The 18165-nt window shown below is 52.5% G+C and carries 13 protein-coding genes and 3 pseudogenes; 11 read left to right on the forward strand and 5 right to left on the reverse strand.

From position 1 onward, the window contains the following. The first annotated feature begins 19 nt into the window (after positions 1-19). Both A6A26_RS01075 and A6A26_RS01080 read left to right on the forward strand, forming a co-directional pair. Positions 20-1255 (forward strand): protein-disulfide reductase DsbD family protein, encoded by a 1236-nt coding sequence (locus tag A6A26_RS01075; RefSeq protein WP_063877073.1) that lies wholly within the window; start codon positions 20-22, stop codon positions 1253-1255. Between the two features lie 203 nt (positions 1256-1458). After that, on the forward strand, positions 1459-2151 hold the full coding sequence (locus A6A26_RS01080; protein WP_063877074.1) for an aspartate/glutamate racemase: 693 nt from the start codon (positions 1459-1461) through the stop codon (positions 2149-2151). 34 nt (positions 2152-2185) lie between these two features. On the opposite strand, the gene A6A26_RS01085 is transcribed toward A6A26_RS01080, so the two are convergent. Next, positions 2186-2542: a cupin domain-containing protein gene (locus tag A6A26_RS01085; protein WP_063877101.1), complete on the reverse strand. Its 357-nt coding sequence runs from the start codon at positions 2540-2542 to the stop codon at positions 2186-2188. 465 nt (positions 2543-3007) lie between these two features. Between A6A26_RS01085 and uca the strand changes: the two are divergent. The 7 genes and pseudogenes from uca to A6A26_RS01110 form a co-directional block, all read left to right on the forward strand. Next, a pseudogene (gene uca, locus A6A26_RS01090) lies at positions 3008-5899 on the forward strand (urea carboxylase); the annotation flags it as partial. Positions 5900-6448: 549 nt separating this feature from the next. Continuing rightward, positions 6449-6686: pseudogene (locus tag A6A26_RS24480) on the forward strand (type II toxin-antitoxin system CcdA family antitoxin); the annotation flags it as partial. Between the two features lie 28 nt (positions 6687-6714). Further along, a pseudogene (locus tag A6A26_RS24485) lies at positions 6715-7003 on the forward strand (CcdB family protein). Between the two features lie 912 nt (positions 7004-7915). Continuing rightward, positions 7916-10417, forward strand: coding sequence for a glucan 1,4-alpha-glucosidase (locus A6A26_RS01095; RefSeq protein WP_082875125.1), 2502 nt, complete (start codon positions 7916-7918; stop codon positions 10415-10417). A gap of 1 nt (position 10418) precedes the next feature. Further along, complete coding sequence (gene gnd, locus A6A26_RS01100; protein WP_063877075.1) at positions 10419-11423, forward strand: phosphogluconate dehydrogenase (NAD(+)-dependent, decarboxylating); 1005 nt, start codon at positions 10419-10421, stop codon at positions 11421-11423. Positions 11424-11440: 17 nt separating this feature from the next. After that, complete coding sequence (zwf, locus tag A6A26_RS01105) at positions 11441-12811, forward strand: glucose-6-phosphate dehydrogenase (protein ID WP_063877076.1); 1371 nt, start codon at positions 11441-11443, stop codon at positions 12809-12811. A gap of 18 nt (positions 12812-12829) precedes the next feature. After that, positions 12830-13525: an ROK family protein gene (locus A6A26_RS01110; protein ID WP_063877077.1), complete on the forward strand. Its 696-nt coding sequence runs from the start codon at positions 12830-12832 to the stop codon at positions 13523-13525. A 208-nt stretch (positions 13526-13733) separates the two neighbouring features. Here the strand turns inward: A6A26_RS01110 and A6A26_RS01115 are convergent, their stop codons facing one another. Then, entirely contained in the window at positions 13734-14033 is a 300-nt protein-coding gene (locus A6A26_RS01115) for a CcdB family protein (protein WP_063877078.1), read from the reverse strand. A 2-nt stretch (positions 14034-14035) separates the two neighbouring features. Next, positions 14036-14254, reverse strand: coding sequence for a type II toxin-antitoxin system CcdA family antitoxin (locus tag A6A26_RS01120; RefSeq protein ID WP_063877079.1), 219 nt, complete (start codon positions 14252-14254; stop codon positions 14036-14038). Between the two features lie 70 nt (positions 14255-14324). Here A6A26_RS01120 and A6A26_RS01125 point away from each other — a divergent pair, with 70 nt between their 5' ends. Beyond that, the gene (locus tag A6A26_RS01125) at positions 14325-14651 is read left to right on the forward strand and encodes a hypothetical protein (protein ID WP_063877080.1); all 327 of its coding nucleotides are present in this window, start codon (positions 14325-14327) and stop codon (positions 14649-14651) included. Positions 14652-15033: 382 nt separating this feature from the next. Continuing rightward, positions 15034-15258 (forward strand): hypothetical protein, encoded by a 225-nt coding sequence (locus tag A6A26_RS25295; protein WP_253851854.1) that lies wholly within the window; start codon positions 15034-15036, stop codon positions 15256-15258. A gap of 185 nt (positions 15259-15443) precedes the next feature. Here A6A26_RS25295 and A6A26_RS01130 read toward each other — a convergent pair whose 3' ends face one another. After that, positions 15444-16748 (reverse strand): aminotransferase class I/II-fold pyridoxal phosphate-dependent enzyme, encoded by a 1305-nt coding sequence (locus tag A6A26_RS01130; protein WP_253851850.1) that lies wholly within the window; start codon positions 16746-16748, stop codon positions 15444-15446. A gap of 144 nt (positions 16749-16892) precedes the next feature. Then, a complete protein-coding gene (locus tag A6A26_RS01135) occupies positions 16893-18149 on the reverse strand; it encodes a diaminopimelate decarboxylase family protein (protein WP_218995563.1) in 1257 nt (418 codons plus the stop codon). Between the last annotated feature and the right edge of the window lie 16 nt (positions 18150-18165).

The raw sequence follows: 18165 nt of genomic DNA on the forward strand, positions 1-18165 counted from the left end.
AGATCTGGACAGATAAATCATGCTGACTGCTATCGCCGCCGCTTTTCTGGGTGGCATCATACTTAATCTTATGCCATGCGTGTTTCCGGTTATTTCGCTCAAAGCGTTGAGCCTGATACGGCATCACGCCCGGCCAGCCCATGCTCGCGCAGAAGGGCTCGCGTTTTTGGTTGGCGTTGTTGTCACCATGGTTTTACTGGTCAGTCTGTTATTGCTGGCGCGATTGGGTGGGGCATCCGTGGGCTGGGGCTTTCAACTGCAATCACCTCTGGTGATTGCAGTGTTAGTCCTGGTGATGCTGGCCTCGGCGCTCAATCTGTTCGGCCTGTTTGAAGTGGGATTATCACTTCAGCGGGTCGGCGAAGTCGGGGGCAGCCAGGGTGGGCTGATTGGTTCCGCGTTGACAGGGGCATTGGCCATCATTGTTGCCACTCCCTGCAGTGCGCCCTTCATGGCCAGTGCGGTAGGTTATGCGCTGACGCAGCCGCCCTTTATCAGTTTTATTATTTTCCTTTCGCTGGCGCTGGGCTTTGCCGCGCCTTTCACCTTGATTTCCTTTTTCCCCATCGTCGCCAGGATACTGCCATCGCCGGGCGCCTGGATGATCACCTTAAAACATGCCCTGGCATTTCCGATGTTAGGTGCGGCTGGCTGGTTAATCTGGGTGCTGGAGCGCCAGGCAGGCTCAACCGCGCTGGCGGCGATACTGACCTGCTGCCTGCTACTGAGTTTTGCCGCCTGGCTGTATGGACTGGCACAAAAGCGGCAGATGATGGGAAGGCGGCATTGGGCTTTACACATCGCTACGGCTGTCGTGATCGTTTTGCTGGTTCCCCCTTTAGTCACGCTTAAGGGCTCAACGGCGGCAGCGGATTCGTCAGATGTTGTTGCGGCGGCGGCGGTTGCGTGGTCACCTCAGAACGTTGATGCCATTAAAGGGCAGGGTAAACCGGTTCTGGTGAACTTTACCGCCTCCTGGTGCATCACCTGCCAGGTAAACGAACGCACCTCGCTGTCTACCCAGGCGGTAAAAACGGCCATGGCACGCACGAACACCATCTATATGATTGCAGACTCGACAAAGTACAATCCTGACGTTGAACAGGCGCTCAGTGACTTTGGTCGTGGTGGGTTGCCGCTTTATGTGGTTTATCCGGCTGATGGCGGAAAACCGGTGGTGTTGCCTCAGGTATTAACCCCCGGAACGGTAATTACTGCCTTGCAGCAGGCAAGTGAAAAAGGCAAAAAATCTTAGTGGCAAAAGCAGAACGTGAATGCCTGCCGGACATACCCTGACGGAGGCCCGCTATTTTCTTCGCAGCGAATTTTCTTCGCGGCGACAGCGCACGTCCATCGCATGCATAGGGAATGCCTGATAAACGGCCATAGCCCGTTGGGCTAAGGCCGCTATTATCAGCAGTTTCATGGCTTTCTAGCAAAACCCTTCACAGGATAATGATGAAAACGATTGGGCTTATTGGCGGCATGAGCTGGGAATCGACAATCCCTTATTATCGTTTAATTAATGAGGGGATCAGGTCCCGGTTAGGCGGCCTGCATTCTGCAAAACTGCTTCTGCACAGCGTCGATTTCCATGAGATTGAAGCCTGCCAACGCAGTGGTCACTGGGATCGGGCAGGTGAGTTACTGGCCGAGGCAGCACAAGGTCTGGCAATGGCCGGAGCTGATGCCATCGTGTTGTGCACCAATACCATGCATAAGGTTGCCGGCGCGATTGAATCTCGCTGTGATTTGCCGTTTTTACATATTGCCGACGCGACGGGCCGTGAGATAGTGAGCAAAGGAATGAACCGTGTTGCCTTGCTTGGCACACGATATACGATGGAACAGGATTTCTATCTGGGTCGCCTGACTAAGTCGTTCTCAATAAACACTGTCGTACCCGATGCGGAGCAACGTGAGGTCATTAACCGCATCATTTTTGATGAACTGTGTATGGGGATATTTACGGACGCTTCCCGGCACTATTATCTTGACGTGATACAGCAACTGGCTACGCAAGGCGCACAAGGCATTATTTTTGGCTGCACGGAAATAGGCTTGCTGATTCCAGAACAGCAAAGTGCGTTACCGGTGTTCGATACCACCAAAATCCATGCCAGCGATGCGGTGAATTTCATGCTGTCCTGATTCACCCTTACAGAGTGAATCAGTGCACAGGCGTTTAAAGCGTGTCGAAGATAACGTAGAGCTTGCGCATGGTTGTGTCCATCACCCAGGTGCCTTCGGTATTGGCTTCGAAGAACAAGGTATCACCGGGTTTAAAATGCTGCGGTGCTTCGCCATCTGCTGTAAACGACCCTGTTCCTGACAGGAAATGCATCATCTCTGCTTGCTTAACGCCACGACGATAACTTCCAGGCGTACATTCAAAAATGCCCATATCAATGCTTTCATGGCCCGGAATTACCTTTTGCAGTCCTGCCAGTGCGATTTCGGGTGAGCCAGGCAGACCTTCCACGGTTCCCCATGGCTCAAGCGTCTTGAGTGAAGCAGGTTGTTCAAGTTTTTGTACTTTCATTTTAGGCTTCCCGAGCCAGCCGCCACGAATGCGGCCTGATAGTGAATGATGCTTCAGGGTAAACAAAAGCAGAAAAACAAAGCGCGTCTTTAACGTTTCCTCATGAAAGTTATGCGCAAATAAGATCGCCGTAAAAGCATGAAATTTCTGACAGCCTTGGGCACAGGGTTTAAACGCACGCGGATGTTGGCATTACGGTTTGAAGCCACGTTTAAGACTGGAGCCAGGCGGTAACATCAGCCTTTTATTCCCCGTTGCTCTAATTGGGTTTGGTACGTTATTCGCGGTGCGTTACTGAGCGTCTTCGCAGCCAGGTTAAACGACATTAATCTGATTTATTATATGATTCTATTGAATAATTTTAATTTAAGCGTGATGTAAACAGGTCACGATCTGGCAAGGAATAATCTGATTTATTAGGTCCGTCTTACAATGGAAATATAAAGGATCTATTTTGCCACTGCTGAGGAGACGCCGGCACCCAATCTCCCTGAAGGCATGGCGCAGGCGCTCTGCGCGGCGGCCATTTCACTGGGCAAAGCCGTAAACTATCGCAGCGCTGGAACGGTTGAGTTTGTCTATGACAGCGTGGCGCAGCAGTTTTATTTTCTTGAAGTAAATACGCGCCTTCAGGTGGAGCATGGTGTAACGGAGCAGGTCTGGGGCGTTGATCTGGTGCGATGGATGATTGAACTGGCGGCGGGCGATTTGCCCCCACTGGATGACTTATTTGCCGGGCTAAAACCACAGGGGCATGCTATTCAGGCAAGAATTTATGCGGAAGATCCTGGCCGACAGTTCCAGCCTTCGCCCGGCCTGTTAACCGAAGTCGTCTTCCCGCCTGCCGATGGTGAAACGCTACGTATTGACCGCTGGGTCGAAGCGGGATGCGAAGTCCCGCCGTTTTTTGATCCTATGCTGGCAAAAACCATCGCCTGGCGTCCCAGCCGCAATGAGGCTATCGCCACGCTGACGCAGGCGCTGGCGGAGACCCGGTTATACGGCGTAGAAACTAATCGCTTGTACCTGATGCAAATTTTGGCGTTCGCTCCCTTTGCCGCAGGCGAACCCTGGACCCGCTGTCTTGAGCAACTGTGTTATCGAGCCGCCACGGTTGAGGTGCTGAGTGCCGGAACCCAAACCAGCGTTCAGGACTACCCTGGGCGGCTGGGATACTGGGCGGTGGGCGTGCCGCCGTCGGGACCGATGGATGACCGCGCCCTGCGTTTCGGCAATCGGCTTTTGGGCAATGCCGAAGGGGAAGCCGCGCTGGAAATCACCCTTATGGGGCCAACTTTGAAATTTAATACCGATGTTCAGGCGGTGATATGTGGTGCGCCCCTGGCTGCCACGCTAGAGGATGTTGCTGTGCCGATGGACTGTGTTTTTAGCATTCCGGCTGGCGCAACGCTGAAGCTGGGTGCGATTAGCCACGCGGGCGTCAGAAGCTATCTCTGTCTGAGCGGCGGCATTCAGGTGCCGGATTATTTGGGCAGTAAAAGCACGTTTACGCTTGGTCAGTTTGGCGGTCACGCCGGACGGGCGCTGCGCGGCGGCGATGTGTTGCATCTGGCTCCGCGAGCTGCCAGCCAGACCAGCGCAACGCTGCCCATCGCGCTGCGTACGGCACTCCCGCAGGTGCGTACGCTGCGGGTGATTTATGGCCCGCATGGCGCGCCGGAGTTCTTCGAGCCAGAATATATTGCGACTTTCTTTGCGACAGACTGGGAAGTGCATTTTAACTCCAGCCGTACCGGTGTGCGCCTGATCGGACCAAAGCCGATCTGGGCGCGCGACAGCGGGGGAGAAGCGGGGTTGCATCCGTCAAATATTCACGATAATCCTTACGCCGTCGGTGCCGTAGATTTTACAGGCGATATGCCGGTGATTCTGGGGCCGGATGGCCCCAGCCTGGGCGGTTTTGTCTGTCCGGTGACAGTGATAGAAGCCGACCTCTGGCAGTTAGGGCAACTTAAAGCCGGCGATAAAGTGCGTTTTGTGGCCGTGGATTTAGCTACCGCCCGCCGACTGGCTGAAGGACGACGCAACGAGTTAGCGACACTCGAGGTGCAGAAAATCGCCTGGCAACCGGCTCCCTTGACGTCACCGATCATCATGACCTGCGGCGAGGCAGATAAACGCCTGGTGGCGCGCCTTTCCGGCGACACCCATTTGCTCCTTGAGGCAGGCGAGCCGGAGCTGGATCTGGTGCTGCGTTTTCGTATTCACGCCTTGATGCAGGCACTGGAAGCGCCATCCCGAAAGGGCGTAATTGATATCACGCCAGGGATTCGTTCACTGCAAATCCATTTTCAGCCTGAAACCCTGACGCTGGCCTCGCTGCTGACCTGGGTGCGCGATGAATGGGCGGCAGTATGCGTTAGCGATGACCTGCAGGTACCCACGCGCGTGGTGCATTTGCCGCTCTCCTGGGATGATCCGGCCTGCCGGAAAGCCATAGAGAAATATATGACCACCGTACGCCATGACGCGCCGTGGTGCCCGAGTAACCTTGAGTTTATCCGCCGGATAAACGATCTGCCTGATGAAGAAGCAGTATGGAATACGGTGTTTGAAGCCAGCTACCTGGTGATGGGGCTGGGTGATGTGTATCTCGGTGCGCCAGTCGCGACGCCGCTTGATCCGCGCCATCGTCTGGTCACTACCAAATACAATCCGGCGCGCACCTGGACGGCCGAGAACTCGGTTGGCATTGGCGGTGCCTATCTGTGCGTTTACGGCATGGAAGGGCCTGGCGGCTACCAGTTTGTGGGCCGCACGCTTCAGATGTGGAATCGATATCACGACGTCGCTGATTTTGCCGGTCAACCCTGGCTGTTGCGTTTTTTCGATCAGCTACGCTTTTATCCCGTATCGGCAGAGGAACTTCTGCATATTCGTCGTGATTTTCCACTTGGCCGCTATCCGCTGCGTATTGAACACAGCACGCTACGGTTAGCAGAATATCAGCAGTTCCTCGCACGCGAAGCACAGAGCATCACTGCGTTTCGCGACCATCAGCGGCAGGCGTTTAATGCTGAACGCGACCGTTGGATCGCCAGCGGTCAGGCCCATTTTGACAGTCAGGAGATTGTGGCTGATGAAGTCGGCGATGCGCCGCTACAGCCGGGTGAACAGGGGGTGGAAAGCCCTGTTTCCGGCAATTTATGGCAAGTGCAAACCACTGTGGGTAGCCGGGTGCGCGCGGGCGATGTTCTGGTTGTGCTGGAATCGATGAAGATGGAGATTCCGCTTCTGGCACCCTGCGACGGCGTGATCCAGCAGGTTAATGTGCAACCGGGCAGCGCAGTACGCGCAGGACAGTGCGTAGCGGTGATTATTGAGGATAATATTTAACTGGCGGGGATCTGATGTACATCTGACTATCCCTGGCGACGAACTATCGCAAAGGTCTAAATATCCTGCGCCTGCTGACCAACATCCGTCAGCGGGCGCGGGTGCTTAAGCAGAGTTCCATGTGAAAAGGTGGCAAAGTCATGAACCACTTTAAGACGGGGAACGTCATTCATTGTAATGCACCCCGAATCCTAAGCCGTCATCAGTTGCGTTCTCAGCTGTGAAAGCCTGGAAAAAGGACGATAATGCAGACATCTCAATATAACCAGAGGCGAACATCTGAATTTAGCCATTATCATATAGGTGCGCATAATCTATCTTATGTTAAATAAGGTGTCCAGTTACGTACTCAGATGGCTCCCCGGGATCACTGGCTCCTCACCTGCGTACCTTTTCGTTCTAAAGCCTGTTCTGCACCGATCGCGCTACGCGAAAACTGGCCCATAAATCCCCTGCGGGTTTCGCAGAATTCACATAGCGTTGTCAGCCGCGTTAATATTACGCTTAAATAAGCCGTGTAGTCTGGACGGAGTCAGACGCGAGCTAATTATGTCTGGAAAACAGCGAGTCCCACAAATTGTCACGATGACAGTAGAACGTACGTAACTTACTTGGCCGTGCACGTGAGGCCGGAATCAATCTTAGTACCGCGCTGACTACCGCGCTTGACGCCAAACTGCGTCAATATAAAGCACGCAAGTGCCAGGAAGAAAACACGGAAGCGCTTGATGCATTAAACTGTTTTCACGATGAAAATAGTTGCTTCAGTGATGATTACAGGCGTTTTAATAATTTAGTTCACTGTCTACCGCAATATGGGAAAACGTACTCTCTATTCCTTGCTGCGTGATAAAATCCGCGACTTATTGGCCAGTGAAATCGCAGGATTGCTATCCCTCTTCTGCCCGTTGAAAGTATCCAGCTCGCACCCGACCGGAAAGACTTATCCCGCTTGTGAGAGTGCCAGATGAGCGTGAATATGCGGTTATGACCCACGAGATGGCGAGTATCCCCGCTCATGCGTCAGGCCCACTGTTCTGTGACGCATCGCCTTGTCAGACAGAGATTATAGCGGCGATAGATTTTCTTTTTAATGGTATTTAACGACCTCTATTTTTATGTTTTGAAGGGAATGCCTTAAGATAAAGATAAAACCCTTAAATAATTTAAACGCCTCATCGAAGATGACTCAAAAATTATCTGACTCAATAATAGTCGCATCAGGATATATAAAATGATCAAGAAGCTATTCATCCGTGTATTACTCACCCTGCCCTTATAATTAATCGACAATGTTTCTCCTGTTCTGAATTCAGTGCGCCTCCGATTATGGCTTCAGACAATCCCGACTAAATAATATTGAAATGAACAGGCGTCATTTTGCATCGGGTGCCTGCCACTGCTTAAAAGATGGTGGCCCAGGCGAAAAATAATGTAGCGGGCATCGCTGGTTCAGCTAACGCTGATAAAAACAGAACCCGTCTGAATTCAGAGTGTAAAAATGCGCAACTGAAATTTACATCTGATGTGGAACCGAACATCTGCTCATCATAAACTTCAAGCGAAATACATACCCGGGAGACTGAGGGTATTTTTGTGCAAAAAACCACATTTAAGCCTCCTGGCGTACAGGTTCCGTCATGTCAGAACAATGTCAGTGTGTCCTCTGCAGTAACCATCCATTAGTCAATGAGATAAAATAAAAATTGATTTCTCCCTGCTGCTGGCTTGAGTGCGAAAGGCTTAGTTAATACTTAATTGAGTATTTATCCTTAATGACTAAGATGTTTTTTTGTTTTTACACTTTCAATTGTATTGAAACTTTTCAGGTAGTTGACCTAAAAAGCTACACCAGCTATAACAATATTGTCTCTGATATTAAAATCGCAAAAAATTACGTTGAAGCAATTTGCTTTGGTATAGAAATATTTCAGTCTTGCCCGCGAGAAGACAGGATTTCATCCGCAATCTCGTGGTTGAGATTTTTTCTACGCATACAGCCAAGGTAGCCTAAAAATGGCAGATTCTGACAGCGACGCCCTGCCGTTGCAAAAGTGCATGAGACAGGGCGACCAGCAAATAAGCGCTAAAGTTGATTCCGCCCCGGGAGCGCCGGGTATCGCACCCCGCTGGACATCAAGTGCCAAGAGCGGAATCGGTACGGCCCTTTCAACAGATTCCCCTGTCTGGTTCTCCTTAAGCCATGGTGTTCTCAACGAAATCTATTATCCGCGCGTCGACAGCGCCTGCACCCGTGATTTCGTTTTCGTCATCACGGGGCCGGAAGGTTATTTTTCCGAAGAAAAGCGCGATTGCTCGACCGAAATCAATACCTGCTCGCCAGGCATTCCGGCCTTTTCAATCAGCAACACGTCCCGTGACGGACGTTACAGGCTTGAAAAGGACATCATTACAGATCCGGCTCGTGCCTGCGTGCTGCAACGCGTCCGTTTCACCGCTCTGAAGGGTGATATCGAGGATTACAAGGTCACCGCACTGCTTGCACCCCATCTGGTGAATGCGGGACAAATGAACGCTGCATGGATCGGCGAATTTGAAGACAAGCCCGTGCTTTTTGCCACGGGTCGATCTTGCTACCTGGCGCTCGTCTGCGACATACCCTGGACAGCAGTGAGTGCAGGTTTTGTCGGTACTTCAGACGGCTGGCAACAGCTGAAAAAACACGGACGCATCGCCAACCAATATCAGCGCGCGGATGACGGCAATGTCGCGCTTGCTGGGGAACTGGTGTTCACAAGCAACTGCCGTGAAGCCACGCTGGCTGTTGGTTTCGGCCAGACGGAATTCGAGGCCGCAGCGGCGGCAACCGCCAGTCTGAAAGCGGGCTTTGATGCAGCGCGGAATCACTATATTGGCAACTGGCAAGTGTGGCAGGACAAGCTCATGCCACTCGACCAGGAAGAGTGGAACGGCGTAAATACATACCGGGTTTCAACAGCAGTTCTGGCCTCGCACAGAGACGCCGATTCCCCCGGCGCCGTTGTCGCAAGCCTGACAATACCCTGGGGATTTTCGAAGGGTGATGACGATCTTGGCGGCTATCATCTGGTCTGGCCGCGCGACCTGGTTGAAACGGCAGGGGGTTTCCTGGCCGCTGGCGACGCCGACGCAGCACTCGCTATCCTCGAATATCTCCGGCACGTTCAAGAGCCCTCCGGGCGCTGGCCACAGAACCTGTGGCTCGATGGAAAACCTTACTGGCCCGGTATCCAGATGGATGAGTGCGCCTTCCCTATTCTGCTTACCGATATGTTGCGTCGACTCGGTCATCTCGACAAGAAAGCGCAGAAACATTTTATGCCGATGCTGCGCAGCGCGGCCAGCTACATTCTGACCAACGGCCCGACGACCAGCGAGGACCGCTGGGAGGAAGACTCGGGCTACAGCCCCTTTACCCTGGCGGTAGAGGTTACCGCCCTTCTTGCTGCCGCGGACCTGCTTTCTGTCGATGGAGACGAGGCGGCGGCAAATCACCTGCGAGAAACTGCGGACTGCTGGAATGAACAGATTGAAAAATGGACCTTTGCGGGAGAGCCAAATTTCTGCGGCTCGATCGGTATTTCCGGTCACTATGTCCGCATTGCTCCGTCGGGCGTAACAGATGAGGCCAGTGCATCCGGCAATACCGAGATCCGCAACCAGACGCCGGATCGGGCGCTTCTGTCGACCACCGATGTACTGAGCCCGGATGCTTTGGCGTTAGTGCGTTTTGGACTGCGCGCCGCTGACGACCCGCACATCGTTGATACGATAAAGGCAATCGACCACAGTCTTCGTGTCGAGCTACCCCAGGGTCCACTATGGTATCGGTACACCGGCGACGGCTATGGCGAGCATGAAGACGGCGTGCCGTTCGATGGTATCGGCCAGGGACGTCCCTGGCCTTTGCTGGCGGGCGAACGTGCGCATTACGAGCTGGCAGCGGGCAGGCATGATGTGGCTGAGGCGCTATTATCCACGCTGGAAAAATCGGCAGGCCCGGGCGGGCTGTTACCGGAACAGATATGGGACGGCCCCGATATTCCCGAAAAGGAACTGTTCTTCGGGCGACCTTCCGGGAGCGCTATGCCGCTTGTCTGGGCGCATTCCGAACATATCAAACTCCTGCGATCGCTCCACGATGGCGCGGTCTTCGATATGCCACCGCAAGGCGTCGAGCGCTATATCAGAAATAAGACCGCATCGCATTTGCGCATATGGCGCTTTAACAACTGCCTGACCTCTCTTCCTGTCGGGAAGCAACTGAGGCTGGAAACGGAAGCGAACGCCCTGGTGCACTGGAGCACGGATGGCTGGGCTACCGTCTCTGACACACCTGCAGTCTCTTCCGGGCTGGAAACCTATTATGTCGACCTGCCTTTGCAGCATGAAGACGCAGGTACCAGCGTTGTCTTCACCTTCTACTGGCCTGACGTCGGACACTGGGAACACACCGACTTTACCGTTCACGTCGTGAATGAACAGGAAGATCAAACACGCATCGATAATGGAGAATGAAATGCAGATTGGAATGGTAGGTCTCGGGCGCATGGGCGCCAACATGGTACGCCGCCTTCTTAAACAGGGCCACGATTGCGTCGTCTTCGACGTGAACGCCGATAACGTTGAAGCACTCATCAAAGAGGGAGCAACCGGCGCGTCATCGCCAGCGGATCTTATTGCTAAGCTGGAGACGCCGCGCGCGGTCTGGCTCATGCTTCCTGCCGCGATCACACCGAAGATTGCGCGGGACTTCGCATCAACGCTTACCAAGGGCGACGCCATCATTGATGGCGGCAACTCCTTTTACCGTGAGGCTATCGACCTGTCCGAGGAGTTTTCATCTCTTGGCATCGACTATATCGACGTCGGCACATCGGGTGGCGTTTGGGGCCTGGAGCGTGGCTATTCCCTTATGATTGGGGGCCCGCAGGCGGCTGTAAAACGCCTGGACCCGATTTTTGCATCACTTGCGCCCGGTGCGGGTCAGAGCATCGCGGAAGACCCGGCCGTGGGCACGGCTCCAAGAGGCTATCTTCATTGCGGACCGGCAGGCGCCGGACACTTCGTCAAGATGGTACACAATGGCATTGAATATGGTGTGATGGCTGCCTATGCCGAAGGCCTGAACATATTGAAAGCCGCTAATGCCGGGACCGTCGAGCGAGAGGCTGATGCGGAAACTGCACCCCTTTCCCACCCGCAATATTATCGTTTCGATGTCGATCTTCCCGCCGTTACAGAGGTGTGGAGACATGGCTCGGTCATTGGCTCCTGGCTGCTGGATCTCACAGCCGAGGCATTGAAACAGGACCCGCATCTCGACAATTATGATGGCCGTGTGTCCGATTCCGGCGAGGGCCGCTGGACATTGCAGGCGGCGGTGGAAACGGGCGTCCCTGCTCCGGTTCTTGCATCGGCCCTCTTCGGGCGCTTCTCTTCTCGTGGCGAAGCACAGTTTGCCGAAAAAGTTCTCTCAGCCATGCGGCATGCCTTCGGCGGCCATTTGGAAAAAACCAGGTAACGTAGAGGAGCACAACAATGGCGCAGCAGCGATCAGACGTGCTGGTGGTGTTTGGTGTCACCGGCGACCTTGCCCACAAGATGATCTTCCCTTCGCTCTACGCAATGGTGAAGCATGGCGCGCTCAAGACGCCGATCATCGGTGTGGCATTTGAGGACTGGACGCGCGATCAGTTGATCGCGCGGGCAAGAGATGCGGTTGAAAAGCATGTCGATGTCATTGATCAGACGGTCTTTGCCGAGCTGGCGGACAGGCTGTCCTACGTTTCCGGCGATTATCGTACTCAGTCAACATTCGACGGGCTGCGGGATGCGCTGGCAGGCCATCATAACCCGCTCTATTATCTTGCCATTCCGCCCTCCCTTTTCGAAACTGTCGCCAACAGTCTGGAAGAGGCAGGTATCGCGAAAGGTGCCCGCCTGATGGTGGAAAAGCCGTTCGGACGCGATCTCGCGTCGGCAAAACAACTGAACAACGTGCTTCATAAGGTTTTCGATGAGGACGCGATTTTCCGCATCGACCACTTTCTGGGTAAGGAAGCCATTCAGAATCTTCTCTACTTTCGCTTTGCCAACAGCTTCCTTGAACCAATATGGAATCGCGATCATGTCGAAAGCGTTCAGATCACCATGGCCGAGGACTTCGGCATCAAGGGGCGCGGCAAATTCTATGACGAAGTTGGCTGCATTCGCGACGTGATCCAGAACCATCTGGTCAATGTGCTGCTGTTGCTTGCCATGGAACCTCCCGCGTCCGGCGCGTCCGACGATCTGGTTGATGAGAAGGTACAGGTGCTAAAGGCCATGCCGCCCCTGTCAGACGCTGACGTAGTTCGTGGTCAGTTTGAAGGCTATACCGATGAACCAGGTGTCGCCTCTTTCTCTCCGACGGAGACCTTCGCTGCGGTTCGCTTCCACATTGCAACATGGCGCTGGAGTGGCGTTCCCTTTTATATCCGTGCCGGCAAAAATTTGCCTGCACATGCGACGGAAGTGGTCGTGCGCTTCAGGCGACCGCCGGTTACCCTTTTCGATGACATTACCGACGAACCTGCCAACTATATCCGCTTTCGTCTCGGCCCGGATATTACGATCGGCATTGGCGCGCGACGCAAGGCGGCCGGCGAAAAGATGCGAGGTGAAGCCGTCGAGCTAACGGCGCTTGACGATGGTATTGGCGATATGCTGCCTTATGAGCGACTGATCGGAGATGCCATGGCTGGCGACAGGCAGCTTTTCACCCGGCAAGATGCAGCGGAACTGGCCTGGAAGATCGTCGAGCCGATACTGGATGAGAAAACCGTTCCAGCTGCCTACAAGCCAGGGACATGGGGACCCGCCGCGATGGCGGACTTTGCGCCCCCCGGCGGCTGGTTTGACCCCGTTTGAGCTGATGGATAAATATAAATGACAAAGCATACTTTAAAAAAGAAAGAGCCTATCGTTCTGTCCATCGACATCGGCGGAAGTCATGTGAAGATCCTCTCCAGCGCTGGCGGTGAAGAAAAGAAGGCAGAAAGCGGAAAGACCATGTCTGCAGCTGACATGGTTGCGGCGGTCAAGGCCATGGCTGAAGGCATGACTTACGATGTGATCGCGATGGGTTTTCCCGGTCCAGTGGCGCACGATAAACCGCTCAGTGAGCCCGCCAACCTTGGTGAGGGCTGGGTGGGGTTTAACTATGCGGACGCATTTGGCTGCCCTGTCCGTGTCGTCAATGACGCCCTGATGCAAGCGCTCGGCTCCTATCAGGGAGGACGAATGCTGTTCCTCGGTCTTGGCACCGGACTGGGTGCTGCCATGATCGTCGAGAATGTCGCTCAACCCATGGAGATTGGTCATCTACCCTACCGCAAGGGCAACAGCTACGAACACTATGTGAGCGAAGCCTATCGAAAAGATAAGGGAAACAAAAAATGGCAGGAGCGGGTTTTCGATGTCGTGGAGATGCTGACCAAAGCCCTGGAGCCTGACTACGTGGTGCTGGGTGGCGGCAATGTGGATAAACTCGCTTCACTTCCGCCAAAGTGCCGCAAAGGCGACAACACTCTGGCGTTCGAAGGTGGATTTCGACTCTGGAACGATCGCAGCCTGATTACGTAATCTCTGCTTTCAGGTTTATTACCGAATAGCGTTGCTGGGTTTCCGACTCTCTGCCGCGAGCAATTGTTTGCGGCAGATAAAAACCTCCAGCGAATTCTAAATTCAATGAGACGTAATGCGCTGTGTGGACGCGTCGACATGACATTTTCAGGTACTTAGAACAATGGCAGGTTTTTTTCGCCGTCCATCGACGCGATGAGAAACCGTGTCAGAACCCCCAAAAGAGCCTGAAAATCGCGTTTTTGATTATCTCTTCATACTGTCTGACATCACCGACTTTATCCCCTAACGCTTTCATCGGGACTGATGACACGTCGGTTGTCACAACCCGGTATTTGATGCCATTAACAAGCACTTGAGGATAAAGTTCACCTGTACCCTTGAACTCGCTCGGACGTGCAAGTGGTACAACCATTAAACGGCCTGGTGTTTCTATTAGATAGCTCTGTACTTCAACAAGATAGGGGTATTTTATTCCGTTTATGTGCGGGTAAACGTCAAATTGCATCGTTACCAGTTCCTGTACATATCAGAAAGCGAGCCCTCTTCTCCCACAAAGTCAGAGAAAGCTTTCATGCTTTCACGGTTTTCTTCTTTCCAGCGTTCCGCTCGGATTCTGCGGGCCTCATTGATGACAAGTTCGTTAACCATTCCAGAGAGATTTAAGCCAGCAGATGAAAAAACCTCATAGGCTTCTTTATCGATGGTTACGTTAGTTCTGTATTTCATGCGCACCTCCAGAGTATGAGTTAAAAGTATACACTTCGGACACACACTGGCAAGGCTCGTTTTTTGATTTATGGACGGATTTCAAGGTGCAGCTGGTCGCACTCAACCTGAAACACGTATTCAGCTTGTCAGACTGCCGGATGACCAGAAACAGGCGGTAATGATTTGCCAGATGGCGAGCATCCCTGCTCGTGATGCAGGTGCACTGTTCGTTAAGGCAGAGCGGGAAATGCTATTTATGTTAAATAATCAACTTTTAACGTATAAACCAAAAACTAAGCACCTTTCGAATTACATGTTTGCTGTTACCAGCGGCACTGTTCACGGGCTGAGCCTGTCCTCACGACATCTGGGCATAAAAAGTCAGTGTGCACTTCTGTTGCTGTTATTTTATTAGCAACCCTGAAAATTTCGACAAAGACAGTTACATATTACTGAGCAAAAATTGGCGATTTTGACTGTTTTGCACCTTAGGTACGGCCATAAAGACCGCATTTTATATATAAGATTCAATTGAATAAGTTTAGCAATGAGTCACCGTTAAAACTGCATTTAGCTGTTAAGCATTACCTTCAGTACTGTTTTTTAAATAAAAGTCAGAATATAACATTTCAATTTCAGTTTCTGAAAATGCCTCTTCGACGGTGCCATTATCCAAATTGACCTTCAGTCTTGATAAGGGGATAGAATAAATGTCACTTACAAATACTTTGGTGGGATTGTGGGAGTTAAAAATGGCATAAGCTACATCAGATAACTGAGGGTCGGTCTTGTCTTCGATGCTGGAGATAAAAATACAGGCAGCAACTATTTTTTTCTCATTATTTCGGATTCCGGCAAATTTGGGTCCAGGTTCAACTAGTTCAATGCCTCTTGTAAAACCTGATGTTTCTGTTAATGAAGGTGCAGTTAAACTGGCTACGTGGCATCACCATCTGGAGATTAATAAAGCCTGTGACGATCCCTCACTTGGTACGGGTTGTGGGGAAGATGAAAACGCATAATAACTGAAACCTGCAGACACCGTTTACAGATAAGGTGTCTGCACTGATATGGTTTTATTTTCGGTCCGCCCATGTACCCTGTCGCGCGTCGTAAAAGCTGGCGATTCTCCCTGTACTGAATGACCAGATCGAAAATTATTCAGATAAGGCATACTCCATTCTCCTCCCGGTCAATGCGTCCCCTGTTAGAGACAGAGCACATTTCTTATCTTATGGAGAGCCTGCTCCAGTACACAAATTTCAGGAACCAGAGCGATGCGTATGAATTCATGACCGGGATTTCGGCCATCAACAGTCTGGGCAAGATACTCACCGGGAAGCACACGGATGCCGCTCTGTCGCCAGAGCTCTGTTGCTGTGGCGACTCCGTTACCCACCTTCAGCCAGGCAAAGAGACCGGCCCTGGGGATGACAAAATCTGACACATCCCCCAGAACCGAAGCGACCAGTGCGTATTTTTCCTGACACTCCTGACGTGCCTTAATTACATGTGCTTCATCCGCCCACGCCAGGGCCGATATCTCCTGCAGCACACCCGGCACAGGTGCCCCCCCTTTTGCTCTGAGATTCCTCATTCGCCTTATGCTTTGCACTCCGCCTGCGGCGAAGCCTGAGCGTAGACCCGGCAGACCTGACCTTTTCGAGAGCGAATTGAATACGACTATCCGTTCCGGATTGTACTGGGTTCCTGAAACCAGCCCGAGATAGCCGGCTGGTGGTTCACCGGCATAAAGCTCTGAATAGCATTCGTCAGCAAAGATACGGAAGTCATAACGCTCTGCCAGGGCCAGCAGCTCAAGAAGGTATTCTGCTGATGCCACTCCGCCCTGGGGATTGGAGGGTGAACATACATATACGGCTTCAACTGAGTTCAGGATTCTGTCAGGCAGAGCCCCGTAATCCGGCATATACCCTGACGCCGGATCGGCAGGCACTGGCACGGGCTCAGCATTAATGATCAGAGCCGCAGCACGGTAGGCCTGGTAAGCCGGATTCGGCATAAGAACCCGTGAACCATGCCCTCCTTTGCATAAAGCCAGCATGGCGGTGAAAAGTCCCTCTCTGCTTCCGTTAAGGACCAGCAGGTTTTCCTCTGATAAGCGGACTTCGTAGCGGCGGGCTATCCAGTCACATATTGCATGTAATAGATTATCTGAACCGTAATTATCCGGATACTTCGCCAGAAGATGTGAATGTTGGCACAATGCGGCCTGAATGAAAGGAGGAAGCTGCTGCTGGGGTTCACCGAGGTCCAGTCGTGTCGGATACGCACCCGGCATAACGCCATGCAAAAGCTGTCGAAGGCGCTCGAAGGCAGAAAAACTTTCATCAATTTTTTCAGGTTGCATCGTATACTCCCGGAGCTCGAACGGATCAGGTAATGTTGGGTTTTGCGTCTCAGCCTTCGCCATTTCAGACCAAACTGTGCGCGCCAACGTGATGGCCGCACTGCCTCCCTCCTCGCGGGGATTAATCCGGAAAGTGTTCATACCCTTCCTGAGATCCGGACTGATGATATTGATAAACCGTCCTGTCACTCATACAGGGAATTCAAAAAAGTACGCTGTTGATAAAGACGGTCGGCCCCTTTTTCGTTTCATGGACGACATCAGGAAAGATGACAGCTTTAAGCTTTAATAATTTTTTTCCTCAGCTAAGGACGCAGAAAACCGGTCAAAATCAGGGATTGTGGATAAATAGTGTCGTGTCGTTTCGGCTTCGCGAATTAATTTCACTGTACCGTTTTGCTGAAGCAGCAGTTCTTTTGGCCTAAGACGCCCGTTGTAGTTAAAACCCATGGCTGCACCGTGTGCGCCGGTGTCGTGAATCACTATCAAATCGCCTCGCTGTGGTTCCGGAAGGAGGCGTCCGGTGGCAAATTTATCATTGTTCTCACAGAGTGAGCCGACGATATCAGCGGTGACGGGAGGACGTTCTACAAAGGGAGCAGTGATGTGGTGGTAGGCATCAGGATAGAGAGCAGGACGCATAAGGGCGCTCATTCCCGCGTCGACACCAATAAAAGTCCGAAACTTGTGCATGACAGTATTTACCGCCGTTACCAGAACCCCGTGTGGGCCCGTCACATACCTGCCGCATTCTGTGTAGAGCTGCGTGGTATCAGCGAAGTGTTTCCCGTGAAGTTTTGCCAGACCGTCAGAAAAAAAAGGGAAATTAAATGCTTCTTCATCGGGCCTGTATGGTATGCCAATGCCGCCACCGATGTTAACGAAATCCAGAGCGACGTCAGCACTCTCTGCAACATGTAAGGCGTGAGTGATAACTAATTCGGCGACGTCCAGCACCCTCTCTGCCAATCTCTGGTTTGAACACAGCATTGCATGCAGGCCGAAACGCTTTGCGCCTAAGTCTTTTGCACGTCGAAAGGCCTGCACCAGTTCAGAATGGGGAACGCCGAATTTACTGTTTTCAGCCGCCCCCATGAACGTGCACTTTTGATCAAGAGCGCCTGCAGCCATGCGAAAGCAGACGCGTTCAGGGAATGGCCGCAGGGTGTCGAGGAAACAGATATCGTCAAGATTGACAACTGCACCGGCTCTCACAGCTGCCTCAAATTCATCGGGTCGCGTATTATTGGAGGTGAAAAAGATGTCATGGCCTCGGGCACCAGCCAGTAATGCTAATTCAATTTCAGGGACCGAGGCACAGTCAAATCCCATCCCCTCTTCCTGAAGGATAGCCAGTATGTAGGGGTTTGGCAGTGCTTTAACAGCGAAGTACTGCTTAAAGGGAATTGCCTTTGCGACAGACCTGAACTGTCGGCAGGTCTCGCGAATGCCTGTTTCATCATAAATGTGGAAAGGCGTTCCAAACTCCAGCGCTATTTCCCTGAGTTGTGGTATTAAACGCTGATGAAATGTTCCAGACATTGGCATGAGCTTATCT

Source organism: Pantoea sp. OXWO6B1, assembly GCF_001641135.1.
Classification (GTDB): domain Bacteria; phylum Pseudomonadota; class Gammaproteobacteria; order Enterobacterales; family Enterobacteriaceae; genus Pantoea; species Pantoea allii.